At 45.0% G+C, this 13,438-nt stretch carries 9 protein-coding genes; 2 read left to right on the forward strand and 7 right to left on the reverse strand.

Going from position 1 to position 13,438, the window contains the following annotated elements; all coding sequences use genetic code 11:
* Positions 1–66: 66 nt before the first annotated feature.
* Positions 67–1,605 carry a DUF2357 domain-containing protein gene (locus tag MiAbW_RS13255; RefSeq protein WP_238707287.1) on the reverse strand — a complete coding sequence of 513 codons (1,539 nt, stop codon included), beginning with the start codon at positions 1,603–1,605 and terminating at the stop codon, positions 67–69.
* A gap of 47 nt (positions 1,606–1,652) precedes the next feature.
* Positions 1,653–3,728, reverse strand: a complete 2,076-nt coding sequence (locus MiAbW_RS13260; protein ID WP_202981358.1) for an McrB family protein — start codon at positions 3,726–3,728, stop codon at positions 1,653–1,655.
* Positions 3,729–3,858: 130 nt separating this feature from the next.
* Between MiAbW_RS13260 and MiAbW_RS13265 the strand changes: the two genes are divergently transcribed.
* Positions 3,859–5,373 (forward strand): NAD(P)H-hydrate dehydratase, encoded by a 1,515-nt coding sequence (locus MiAbW_RS13265; RefSeq protein ID WP_151696491.1) that lies wholly within the window; start codon positions 3,859–3,861, stop codon positions 5,371–5,373.
* Between the two features lie 244 nt (positions 5,374–5,617).
* On the opposite strand, the gene tkt is transcribed toward MiAbW_RS13265, so the two are convergent.
* The 4 genes from tkt to MiAbW_RS13290 all read right to left on the reverse strand — a co-directional run bounded on the left by tkt (position 5,618) and on the right by MiAbW_RS13290 (position 10,381).
* A complete protein-coding gene (gene tkt, locus MiAbW_RS13270) occupies positions 5,618–7,624 on the reverse strand; it encodes a transketolase (RefSeq protein ID WP_151696492.1) in 2,007 nt (668 codons plus the stop codon).
* 82 nt (positions 7,625–7,706) lie between these two features.
* On the reverse strand, positions 7,707–8,957 hold the full coding sequence (gene fabF / locus MiAbW_RS13275) for a beta-ketoacyl-ACP synthase II (RefSeq protein WP_151696493.1): 1,251 nt from the start codon (positions 8,955–8,957) through the stop codon (positions 7,707–7,709).
* Positions 8,958–9,026: 69 nt separating this feature from the next.
* Entirely contained in the window at positions 9,027–9,275 is a 249-nt protein-coding gene (locus tag MiAbW_RS13280; RefSeq protein WP_151696494.1) for an acyl carrier protein, read from the reverse strand.
* Between the two features lie 386 nt (positions 9,276–9,661).
* Positions 9,662–10,381 carry a biliverdin-producing heme oxygenase gene (locus tag MiAbW_RS13290; RefSeq protein WP_151696496.1) on the reverse strand — a complete coding sequence of 240 codons (720 nt, stop codon included), beginning with the start codon at positions 10,379–10,381 and terminating at the stop codon, positions 9,662–9,664.
* A 510-nt stretch (positions 10,382–10,891) separates the two neighbouring features.
* Here MiAbW_RS13290 and MiAbW_RS13300 point away from each other — a divergent pair.
* Positions 10,892–11,632, forward strand: a complete 741-nt coding sequence (locus MiAbW_RS13300; protein ID WP_151696497.1) for a response regulator transcription factor — start codon at positions 10,892–10,894, stop codon at positions 11,630–11,632.
* A gap of 180 nt (positions 11,633–11,812) precedes the next feature.
* Here MiAbW_RS13300 and MiAbW_RS13305 read toward each other — a convergent pair whose 3' ends face one another.
* Positions 11,813–13,297: a glutamate synthase subunit beta gene (locus tag MiAbW_RS13305; RefSeq protein WP_151696498.1), complete on the reverse strand. Its 1,485-nt coding sequence runs from the start codon at positions 13,295–13,297 to the stop codon at positions 11,813–11,815.
* Between the last annotated feature and the right edge of the window lie 141 nt (positions 13,298–13,438).

Below are 13,438 nucleotides of genomic sequence, written 5' to 3' on the forward strand. Positions count from 1 at the left end.
CAGCGCGTTCTCGAATAAATCTACTTGGCTCACTCAGTACAGTTTCGATTACTTGAAGGACTAAACTCATGTTATCCATCCTCGAAAAGCTTCACAGAAATGATTAGTTAAAAATGTCATTCCTTCTTCAAGATTTTCATCAATAGGATTGGGTAATTTCCATATTTTTATCTGACTATTGCTTGCCGCTGTATCATTAATTACAGAAAGATTTTCATATAGATAAAGGCAAATTACCTCCTGTTGATCCTGTGCCATTGATTTTAAAATTGCATTGCTTGGCTTATACCAAAAAATCCAGATTGGCAATGGCAATTCATAGTGCTTTGGTCTTTCTAATAAATTTGTAGTAAAGAATTGCATCTTTACTTTTAGTTCTAAATCCCCTGACTTGGGGTTAGTCGGGTGAATAATTTCAAAAGTAAAAGCTGCCGTTTGTAATATGCAATCAATGATTAGTGGTAAATCCATCAATAAATAGCGACCATAGTTTGGCACACCTGAAACATTTACCGCTGCAGTAGGACGAATATAACTTCCCTCAATATTTAACAGCGCCGCAACTAATAGAACTGTTACCACATCTACTAACAGTCCTTGACGGAAGCCCCAAATATTTTCTTTTTCACTTCGCCGCTTTAAATAATCGAGATAGGCTTGATAGAAGCTGCGATAGATGGGATTTTGTTGTAAGACATAGTTAGGTTTGATCGCGAAAACATCGGTACGGGGAATAGTTTGTACGCTTGGCTCTTGACGAAAGCGATCAATAGCTCTTTCTAAACGTTCAGCCTCTCCTATTCCTTTATATTCTCCACATTCGCGATGTAATAGACTGCAAAAACCTTTAAGAAAGCGATTTTCGGGGGTATTAAAGTTTTGATAGCGCTGAATCCCCATTAGTTCCTGTCTTGCGCCTGCCTTTTCGATCGCATCATGTCCAGGACGACGGACATAATCTCTTAAACAGTAAGCATCCATTTCCTGAATGCGTCCGAGGGGGATCATTTCTGCTTTGCGATTGAGTTGCGATCGCAATTTTGGCGCAATTATTTCTAATTTATGACGTAGTTCATAGCGGCGGTTGAGAGCAAGCACTAACGGTAATTGTGCATCTTCTTGACTTAAATCAAGTAAAAGCTGAGGAATATTAATTAAAAAGCATGGGTATTGTGAACTATGTTTATCCTCTCCCAACAAAGCGTCAAATAGCCCGATAAATAGAGCGATCATATCGGCTGTTATGTGATCGTATCGTTGATCAAGCTCTTTTTTAAATTTCTCAACTTCGTTTTCATCATTACTAATTTGTGTCGCATCTAATACTTCGTCAGCTAAATTTAACTCAATTATTGCTCCTGTTTTTACCTCAATACTAAGCCTCTGAGCAATTGCCTTTTGTTGTTCCCAGTCTGTAATTTGCACCCAAGGAAAGCCAATTTCATAAATACTAGGTTGACGTTGCATCAAAAATGGATATTGTTTGGTAAGCTCTTCGTCATCTTCTAATACTAAAAAAGGACGATCTCTTCCGCGCAATTGAGGTAATCCATTTAAACAGGACTTATCTTGCAAATAGTCGGTGAGGTTAGCGTAGATTAACATTGGCTGATTACCTTGATTGTTGTAAATTGATGTTTGTAAATTCAACCTCAATCTTGGGGATACACCATACCTTTCCATTGGAATTGTCCATACTGCCCCTCACGCGCTTTCTTAAAAGCTTGATTGAGTGGCTCATCATTAAGTTGCGACAGTAGAGATTCCATCTTATCCAATGCTTCTTTCACATTTTTTTCTTCAACCATTACCCCGCGCAGTTTGGGTAAAAGCTTCTGACCAAATTGATCGGCGATCGCCTGATTACGAATCACCTCATCGCGATCGGGATTGGGATAATTACAAACATATTTGGTAAATGCCTGAAACACCCGATGGGCAAAAGGACGACCCAATGATTCCATAATGTCATTGGCTTCATCTACATAGTGTTTAACTTTTTTGGCTAAATCAGGGCTTGGCTCTTTTGTCCATCCCTGAAAAGCATCCCAAGATACATAGGTAGGTATTGGAGGACTTGTTTGCTTATGCCCACACAATTGCAAATCAGGTGGACGACCAAAGGTAAGAATATTGGCTCGATCTAGCACTTTATCGGAAAGCGATTGGGTAGTCTCATCTTCATTCATTGTGCCAACAAATAAAAATTCATTAGGAATAAGAACTTGCTTTTGTTCATCTTTTAGCTTTAAACTGCCTGCTTCCAAGTCTAGGTATGTTTTCTTACTTCTTCTAGTTTCCAACTTAGAAAGGAAATCACTGAAATAGTATTCCACTCTTGCAAGGTTCATTTCATCAAGCAAAACCATAACTATTCTTCCCTTAAGATTAGATTGATGCTGATGTTGATATAAATAACGCATCAAATCTGTAGGTTTATACTTTTTCTCAACGTAATTGTAAAAACCTTGTAAGTCTTGTGGAGAATCCCATCGAGGTTGTACAGGTAACATTACCAATGGCGCACCGATAAAATTAGCATAGGCTTGGGGAAGCTCGCTTTTACCTGTACCACTAATGCCAGCTAAAATTACTAAGGCTGAAATATCCTGTACTTTTAATGATGTATGGAAAGCTTTGACTGTACGTTCAGAGAAAATTAAACCCTTGCCATTCAAATATTGTCTAAAGAGTGTTAAAAATTCTGTCTCACTAGCAAAGAGTCTAGGCTGATTTGCAGCAAGTTCAATAGGCGTTTCTAGTGCTTGAAATGCCTGTTTAAAACCATTTTCAATTTCCTCAAGATCGCCTTTAGCTTCACGAATTTTCTTCTGAAATTCTTTTAACTCATTTTCTTTGGACAAGATCTGCCCATCTAACAAGCTTTTCTCAGAATTTAATTGCTCAAGCTGACGTTTTAAACTGCCTAATTCCGAACGTTTAGTACGCAAGTCTGCATCTAAATTTTCGATCTGTACCCGCAGTCCATCAACCTGCTGCGCCTTTGTCTCCATCGTGCCGATTTCTGACAAAATGCGATCGCGCTCTTGTTCAAGCCGAGGAATTTCTGCATGTAAATGCTGCTGTTTAGTTTCTAGATTTTGAGCATCTTTACGCAGAGCATCATAGGTGCTACGGAAAAGTTCTAACTCTGCCGCTTGCTGATTGAGTTCGTGTAATCGTTCAGTCAGTCCTCTGACCTCTTCTTGCTTCTGCGAAAACTGCGAAGTCACCTCTTGCAAACCATCCCGTTGCTTTTCCCGTTCCGCAATCTGATCAATGATCGCCTGTAAACGCCCTTTATTTTCATTGATCTGTGTTTTTAATTCACCAATTTTCTGCTGACGTTGTTCCAACTCTTCTAGATTAGGGGGATTTTGCTGAACTAGCCTCACCCTTTCTTGTAAATCTTCTTCCTGTTGTTGAAGTTCGCTGACGTTTTGTCGCAATAATTCTCGTTGCCGTTGCAAATATTCTAGCTCTGCCCCAAAAGGTAAAGCTCGTTTTTGTCTTTCAATATCTTGCTTTAGCCGATCGCGTTCCTGTTCAAGCTTACCTTGTTTACTAGACTGTGACTGTATCAGCAAAGCAGATGTCGCAAAACCACTTGCCCCAGTTGCGATCGCTGCCACACCAGACTGAAGCCCCGAACCCCCAGATGCAATCACGACACCGCCAACAACAACGCCCGCAGCGATCGAAGGAATATGAAATAACAATAAATTCACAGATATTACTGATATTTTTTCTGAAACTAATTGTACGATAGACTTGTTGCAAAATAAGAAAAAACGGCTAATTGGGAATTTTTCGGCAAAAAAGTTATCTAGACCTGTTAACAGGCAATTTATCCCTCGAATGAGCTACAATTATCGGTCAAATGTGGTTAATAGCGAGCAGATGCGTCGCATTGAAGGGGCGATTTTTGCCTCTGGTATGCCTGTGGCCGCTTTGATGGAAAAGGCGGCCCTGTTAACGGCACAACAGCTTAAAAAGTCTTATTCTTTGGCTGATTTCCCCAAAATCGGTGTTATCGTCGGTCCTGGTCACAATGGCGGCGATGCTCTCGTGATTGCTAGAGAATTACATCTCGCTGGTTATCAAGTATCTCTTTTTTGTCCGATCGCCAAACTCAAGGAGTTAACAGCACAACAGGCTAATTATGTCAAGCATTTAGGCTTAATTTTTCAGAAAACTTTAGAATCTTTGGAGGTTTGTCAGTTAATTATCGATGGTCTTTTCGGTTTTGGTTTAGAAAGGACTTTATCGGGAGATGTGGCCGAATTAGTCGATAAAATTAATAGTTGGCAAAAACCGATAATTAGTATCGATATTGCTTCGGGAATTCACACCGACACCGGAGAGGTTTTAGGCACAGCAATTAAAGCCACTCATACCTTTTGTTTGGGACTCTGGAAACGAGCTTTTTTACAAGATTTGGCCTTACCCTATCTGGGTAAAGTGGAGTTAATTGATATAGGAATTAGCCCCCTTGACCTAGAAACAATTCTACAAGATTCACCGCCAATTATGAGAGTTAATCCCGATCTAATTCGCCCTTATTTACCTTTACCCCGTCCTCTACTTACCCATAAATATCAGCAGGGACATTTATTAATTATCTGTGGTTCTCGTCGTTATGCAGGAGGGGCAATTCTCGCCGGATTAGGAGCGCGAGGTAGTGGTGTGGGAATGCTTTCCATCGCCGTTCCTGCTGCCCTTAAATCTTTATTAATTAGTCATTTACCAGAAGCATTAATTATCGATTGTCCCGAAACTGCCGTGGGAGCTATTGCTGAACTTCCCCTAGAATTAAATAATTATCATGCCCTCGCCTGTGGTCCTGGATTAACCACAGAAAATCCCGCTATTATCGAACAGGTTTTAGATAGTGATAAACCGATTATACTCGATGCCGATGCTTTAAATATTTTGGCTCGATCGGGCATGGAAAAATTATCATCTCGTCAGAATAAGACAATTTTAACGCCACATTGGGGAGAATTTAAACGCTTATTTCCTAACTTATCAGGTTCTCAAGATAGGATTAATATCACTCAAGAAGTATCTCAACAAAGTGGTGCAATTGTCTTATTAAAAGGAGCCAGAACTATAATCGCCTCCCCGGAAGGTAAAATGTATATAATCCCCGAAAGTACCTCCGCTCTAGCGCGAGGTGGTAGCGGTGATGTCCTAACGGGATTAATCGGCGGATTCTTAACCCAAATGCTGGATAATCCCCCAGAAGCAACCGCATTAGCGGCTTATTTACACGCTCAAGCTGGCATTTTAGCGGCCAAAGAAAGGACAGAATTAGGAGTAGATGGAGTGACTTTAGCTAATTATTTATTTGCTGCCCTTAAAGGTTTATAGTGTTTCCTGTTCGCAAGAGGTACATTATCAATGTTGAAAAGCTTAATTATCAACCTTTCTTGGGATAAACCCTTTTGAATACGAGCATTATGTAAACATCTGCCAAATTGAGCTAAATTGTCCTTTGCCATGCTTTGATTAAACTGCCTGACGTGACCCCTAGTCCACTGACTGACAGTCACAATAGAAAAACAAAAAAATGAGCCAGATTTTTCTGACTCATTACAGCTAAGATTTCAGGTAATTAACCTAACAACGCTTTTGCCTTCGCTACCACGTTATCCACAGTAAAACCAAACTTCTCTAGAATCACACCCCCTGGAGCAGAAGCACCGAAGGTATCAACCCCCAACACATCCCCCTCATCGGTGATGTAACGATGCCAACCCATGGTTGAACCAGCTTCCACCGCGAGACGTTTTTTCACTGCTTTCGGCAATACCGATTCTTTGTATTCTGCCGATTGTTCCTCGAATAGCTCCCAACAGGGCATAGAAACGACGCGAGCTTTAATTCCTGCCTCTTTTAACACCGCAGCCGCTTTATCGCAGAGATATAACTCGCCCCCCGTACCGATGAGAATGACATCGGGAGTACCTTCACAATCGGTGATAACATAAGCACCTTTAGCCACACCCGCAAGGGAAGTTCCCGCTAAATTGGGCAGATTTTGACGGGAGAGAGCCAATAAAGTTGGGCGTTTCTTTTCGCTCACCGCTACTTTATAAGCTCCAGAAGTTTCCGTACCATCTCCCGGACGCATGACTAACAGGTTAGGAATAGCGCGCAGAGAAGCAACGTGTTCCACGGGTTGGTGAGTCGGTCCATCTTCCCCTAGGGCAATGGAATCGTGAGTCATTACCCAGATGACGCGAGTTTCTGACAATGCCGATAAACGGATAGAATTCCGCATATAGTCGGTGAAAATCAGGAAAGTCGCCCCGTAGGGAATCAATCCCGTGTTATGGAGAGCAATACCGTTACAAATCGCCCCCATCGCGTGTTCCCTTACGCCAAAGTGAACGTTACGCTCCTGATAACTGCCTTTTTGGAAATTACCAAAATGCTCTAATTCGGTGTAGTTAGAGTGGGTTAAATCCGCCGAACCACCGATTAAACCGGGTAAAACCCCCGCAAGGGCATTTAAGCAGATTTCCGAGTGTTTACGACTAGCGAGAGCCTTATCTTCGGGTTTATAAACCGGTAAAGCTTGCTCCCAACCTTCTGGCAGTTGACCGGTGGTTAACTGTTCAAATAAAGCCGCTTCTGCGGGATATTGGGCCTGATATTCGTTAAATAACTTATTCCAGTCCGTTTCTGCCGTCGCTCCCTTGTCCACTGCTTGCCGGAAACGATTTAACACCTCATCGGGAACCACAAACGGCTCGTATTCCCAACCCAATGCTTTCCGGGTTAACTCGATTTCTGTTGCTCCTAAAGCTGCCCCGTGAACATCGGCGGTATTAGACTTATTGGGGGAACCATAACCGATGGTAGTGGTGATTTTAATCATCGAGGGTTTATCGGTGACAGCTTTGGCAGCTGCAATCGCATTGGCAATGGCATCTAAATCGGTGTTACCATTCTCGACGTGCTGAACGTGCCAACCGTAGGCTTCAAAACGCTTGCTCACGTCTTCGGTAAAAGCGATATCGGTGGAACCATCGATCGAGATATGGTTATCATCGTAGAGAGCGATTAACTTGCCTAAACCCCAGTGACCAGCTAAAGAACAAGCTTCCCCAGAAATCCCCTCCATATTGCAACCATCACCCAAAATCACATAGGTGTAATGGTCGATAATTTTGGCATCCGGTTTGTTGAAACGGGCCGCTAAATGGGCTTCTGCTAGGGCCAAACCCACACCATTGGCAATCCCTTGACCCAGAGGACCGGTGGTCACTTCCACCCCTTCCGTGACGAAATTTTCGGGGTGACCGGGGGTTTTCGATTTCCACTGCCGGAATTGTTTAATTTCCTCTAGGGGAACGCTATCGTATCCCGTCAGGTACATCAAAGCGTACTGCAGCATACAACCGTGACCGGCGGAGAGAACAAAACGATCGCGATTGACCCATTGGGGGTTTTTCGGGTTAAAACGCAGGAATTGATCCCAGAGGACAAAGGCCATGGGAGCGGCTCCCATCGGCAGTCCGGGATGTCCGGATTTAGCTTTTTCTACGGCATCTACCGCTAAAAAACGCACGGCATTAATACAAAGTTCTTCGAGGGATTGGGAGGCGACAACCATAATGTTTTTTAGAATGAACTACAAAAATAAGACCAGGTTAAAGAGGGAGCCACTCACAGATTACTCTTTCAGGGGCATCGACTCAAGCATATTTTCTAAAAGCTAGGGTGACGTTATGGCCGCCAAATCCAAAGGAGTTGGAGAGGGCAGCGTTAACTATCTGCTGACGACTTTCGTAGGGGACGTAATCGAGATCACAATCGGGGTCAGGATTGTCTAGGTTGAGAGTCGGGGGAATCCGATCATTAGCGATCGCCATCACCGTGGCCACGGCTTCAATGCCGCCAGAACCCCCTAAAAGGTGACCTGTCATCGATTTGGTGGAACTGACGGGGATTTGGTAGGCCGATTCTCCTAAAGCTTTTTTAATCGCCTTGGTTTCCGTAGGATCATTGGCCCCCGTACTGGTGCCGTGGGCGTTGATATAGCTAATTTCCGCCGGAGTCAAACCGGCATCTTTGATCGCTAATTCGATCGCTCTGGTGGCCCCACGACCATCGGGAACCGGTGCCGTCATGTGATAAGCATCGCAAGTCAGACCATAACCGATCATTTCGGCGTAAATCCGCGCCCCACGAGCTAAGGCCGTTTCTAATTCCTCTATAATCAAGATTCCTGCCCCTTCCCCCATGACAAAACCATCCCGATCCTTATCAAAGGGACGACTGGCCCGGGTGGGGTCATCGTTGCGGGTGGACAGGGCCTTAGCGGAGGCAAAACCAGCCAATCCTAGGGGGGTAACGGCGGCTTCCGTCCCACCGCAGATCATCCCTTTGGCCAAACCCCTTTGTACTAGACGAAAAGCATCGCCGATGGCATTGGAACCGGCAGCGCAAGCGGTCACGGTGCAGTTACTCGGTCCCTTGGCCCCCGTATGGATGGCGGTTAAACCGGCGGCCATATTGGCAATCATCATCGGGATCATGAAGGGACTACACCGGCTCGGACCTTTTGTCAAGTAAATTTCCTGTTGATCCTCCAGCACTTTTAGGCCACCCACGCCCGTACCGATTAGTACGCCTATATCATCGGCATTGAGAGCGTCGATAATTAATCGAGAATCTTGCAGTGCTTGCAAACTGGCGGCTACGGCAAATTGAGCGAAACGGTCCATGCGCTTTGCCTCTTTGCGATCCACATAGTCGTGGGGGTCAAAACCCCGCACTTCCCCAGCAATGCGACAAGCGTGACGGGAGGCATCAAAGTGGGTGATTAAACCAATGCCACTTTTGCCGTTGATTAAGCCTGTCCAATAGTCTGCTAGATTATTGCCGAGGGGAGTGATCGCACCCATCCCCGTGATGACAACCCTTTTTAATGGCAATTCTGTCATGTTTGTTCAAAAATAAGGGCAGATTTTGCCCCAGATATTTAATTCTAATTGTCAATTTTCCCGCAATAATTAGGCGGTTGCTCCTACCTTCTCGCTAATATGGGCGACAGCTTTGCCTACAGTGTCAATTTGTTCGGCCGCTTCGTCCGGAATTTCAATATCAAATTCTTCCTCTAAAGCCATCACTAACTCGACCACATCGAGGGAATCCGCTTCCAGATCATCAGCAAAGCTTGCTTCGGGGGTAACTTTTTCCGGCTCTACTTCTAATTGTTCCACAACAACTTTTTTAACTCGATCGAAAATGTCTGCACTCATGGATGTCAATTTTTATCCGCTGGTTTACCTGACTCTAGCCTCTAGGGTCTGGGGAAATGGGGCGGTGTTACCATTTCCGACAATAAATTTCGGTTAGCTTTTTCACTGACCATTTTTCATCTTACTGGAAGTTGTTCCCCTCTTGATGAAGTTTTTTCGCGATCATCGGGGAGATTGGGGTGTGGGGTGTAGGGTGTAGGGTGTGGGGAGAATAAATAAAAATAATCTCCTGACTCCTGACTCCTGACTACTGACTACTGACTCCTGACGCCTGCCGACCGAATAAAAAGCAAAAATATAACGGATAACTCTGAAATTAAGATAATAATCATGGCTAACCATTACCCTAATTCTAGAATTTCCGTTTTTTTAGGTTTTCTTGACTACTATTCGGCGGTAGCCAATCCGGTTTCGGTGCTGCCGGTGCTGCGACGACGGGTGAGAGTATTAAAGAGCATAATTCCGATCGCTTTGATCAGATTACCTTCCAACTCTTGGAACATTCTCATGTTCATGCCAAAAGCGGCGTTAGCTTCGGTGACAATGCGATCAGCCATAGCTTGATCTACCGGTAACTGGTCGAGGGTTTGACGGTAGTGGTTTTTATAGGCTTTTTCGTCGGGAATATCTTTAAAATCATAGAAAGCTGTGCCACCAGTTTCCAGATTCATCGCTTTTTCGGCGATTTTTTTCAAGATTTGCCCCCCGGACAGATCGCCGAGATAACGGGTATAGGAATGAGCGACTAATAATTCGGGTTCTGTTGTGGCGATTTCCCGAATCCGGTCAACGTAGGCCTGACCTGCGGGAGATAAAGCGATCTCGTTGCGCCAATTGGGACCAAAATAAAAATATAAATCCTGTTCCAGCGCATTTTTGCGATTGAGTTCAGGAAAACAGATTTTGGAAACGACGGGATGACTACGAAGTTTTTCCATCTCCTCTTCCATGGCCGAATAGACGAAGTAGAGGTTAGCCACCAGTTTGCGATAGGAAGTTTTTTCCACCACACCTTTGAGAAAACACTTGACAAAACCGACGTTTTCTGCCATGGTGTGGGATTTTTTCGTGCCTTCTCGCAGTTGAGTTGATAAATTAACGCTCATATTATGATCACCTGTTGGGATGAGTAGAATGGATCGGGTTCGTTACAGATGCTTACTAAAACCGCCTATTTTGGTAGATTAAACTGAATCGATCGGTAATTTTATTAAGAATTTTTACAGTGCCGCCGGGGGAGTTGAGGGGAGAAATTTGGCTCTAGAAGGACTTCCCAGCCAGTTGAAACCGGTATCGATCGAGATGGCGCAATTGTAAAGATTAGTGAAAAACTGCTCCCTAGTTGATCTTTGGATAAGAGAGGGTGCAGTCTAGCACCAATATCAATTTTTGCTTGACATTCTTCACACTTCTTAGAAACTCTTAACATTGAGGAGACTTAGATCAGCAAAATTTCACAAATTGAAACCGAATTTAGCAATCATGCTTATAATCAGTACAGGATTCTTTATGTTGTGCTAAACTCAAGCCCTTGAGAGACAAAGCCCTAGTTGCGATGTCAGCGAGAACACATTTAGCAACCCCCTACCCAAACCCTTAGTCATAACACTCTGGTAATGCCCCGAATACTTGTAATCGATGATGATCCTGCAATCGCGGAATTAGTCTCCATCAACCTGGAGATGGCGGGTTATGACGTTAATCCCGCAGAGGACGGGATTAAAGGCCAGGCCTTGGCCGTCCAGTTACAACCCGATTTAATCATGCTGGATTTAATGTTGCCCAAAGTCGATGGTTTTACCGTCTGTCAGCGTTTGCGACGAGATGAACGCACGGCCGACATCCCGATTTTGATGCTCACGGCCTTGGGACAAACCCAAGATAAAGTGGAAGGTTTTAACGCCGGTGCCGATGATTACCTGACAAAACCTTTCGAGGTGGAGGAAATGTTAGCTAGGGTGCGCGCTCTCCTGAGACGCACCGATCGCATTCCCCAAGCCGCTAAACACTCAGAAATACTCAGTTTTGGACCTTTAACCCTGGTCCCCGAACGTTTTGAGGCGGTCTGGTTTGAAGGTGTGGTCAAGTTAACCCATCTAGAATTCGAGTTACTGCACTGTCTTCTCCAACGTCACGGTCAAACCGTTTCCCCCAGTGATATTCTCAAGGAAGTCTGGGGATACGATCCCGATGATGATATCGAGACTATTCGCGTTCATATTCGCCATCTGAGAACGAAACTAGAACCCGATCCCCGTCATCCTCGTTATATTAAAACCGTTTACGGTGCGGGTTATTGTCTGGAGTTACCCACCAATGAACAGATGGTGCTTGATTCATCGGCGGCAACAGTTTAAACAGGGAGCGGATAGGCAATCGGGAAAATTGTTTCCTCGCTCCTCCTCCTGTTGAGATTGAGAAGGTTTGACCAGCAGTTGGGTTTTGATGACCATTTCTGAGGCCTCTTTTTGGCCCTGACGATAACAAGGAGAAAACACCCCCAGCAAGTCAGGACAATGGCGGGAGTAACTACTGGTTTAAGGTAAATCCGTCGCCCCCATCAAAAAGCGATCGCATTCTCTGGCGGCCCCGCGGCCTTCATTAATCGCCCAAACCACCAAACTTTGACCACGACGACAATCCCCCGCTGCAAAGACTTTCGGTAAGCTAGTGGCAAATTGACCGTGTTCGGCCTTGATATTGCTGCGGGCATCCTTTTCTAGTCCCAAATCATCGAGTAAAGGCTGTTCTGGTCCCAAAAATCCCATGGCCAATAGAACTAATTGTGTCGGGATGACTTTTTCCGTTCCTGCCACCGGTTGGGGGATAAACTGCCCTTTTTCGTTGCGTTGCCATTCCACCTGTACCGTGTGAATCCCCGTCACGTTGCCCTCGCTATCCCCCTGGAATTTAGTCGCTGTGGTGGTATAAACCCGGGGGTCATCGCCAAAGCGGGCGGCCGCTTCCTCTTGTCCATAGTCCAGACGGTAGATTTTTGGCCATTCGGGCCAGGGATTATCGGCAGCCCGTTCCCGGGGCGGTTGCGGCATAATTTCTAATTGGGTGACGCTACGGCAGTTATGACGCAGGGAAGTCCCCACACAGTCGGTTCCCGTGTCACCACCGCCGATAATTACTACGTCTTTAGCCGCGGCCGAGATAAAATCCTCCCCGGGCTGTCCGTCTAGTAGTGCTTTTGTATTAGCAGTGAGAAACTCCATAGCGAAGTGAATGCCCTTTAATTGGCGACCTTCGATGTTTAAATCCCGGGGTTTGGTAGCCCCGGTACAGATAACCACGGCATCGTATTCGTTTAATAGGTCTTGGCTGCTGATATCCTTGCCCACTTCCGTGTTACAGACCATTTTTACCCCTTCCTGTTCGAGCATCTGGAGACGACGCAGAACGACTTCTTCCTTATCTAACTTCATGTTGGGGATACCGTACATTAATAGTCCCCCGGGGCGATCGGCCCGTTCGTAAACTGTCACCCAGTGACCAGCTTTATTTAACTGGTCGGCGGCGGCTAATCCAGCAGGTCCAGAACCGATCACGGCCACTTTTTTGCCGGTACGGATGGCGGGGGGATTGGCAGTAATCCAACCGGATTCCCAACCTTTGTCGATAATCGAACATTCAATATTTTTGATCGTAACGGGGGGATTATGAATACCGAGAACGCAGGAACCCTCACAGGGGGCGGGGCAGACTCTACCGGTAAATTCGGGGAAATTATTGGTTTTATGGAGGCGATCGAGGGCTTCTCGCCACAATCCTCGATAGATTAAATCATTCCATTCGGGAATCAGGTTATTAATCGGGCAACCACTGGCCATGCCACTAATTAGGGTTCCCGTGTGACAAAATGGTGTACCACAATCCATACAACGGGCGGCCTGATTGCGGAGTTTATCTTCTGGCATGGGAAGATGAAACTCATCCCAATTATGAAGGCGATCGAGGGGGGTAAGTTCGGAAGGAAGTTCACGCAGGAATTCGATAAAGCCAGTCGGTTTGCCCATAGTCTTTGTTATCTCTGTCGTTTATTCCCTATCTTCCTTCAGGGTTCGATCGATCCTCGCAACTTTACCGATTTCTTTAATCTTATCGGCAACTCAGTGGACTAACAGACGGTAATTTTGACAAATTGCGGAATTAACTAT

The sequence above is a fragment of the Microcystis aeruginosa NIES-4325 genome, from assembly GCF_008974145.1.
Taxonomy (GTDB): domain Bacteria; phylum Cyanobacteriota; class Cyanobacteriia; order Cyanobacteriales; family Microcystaceae; genus Microcystis; species Microcystis aeruginosa_G.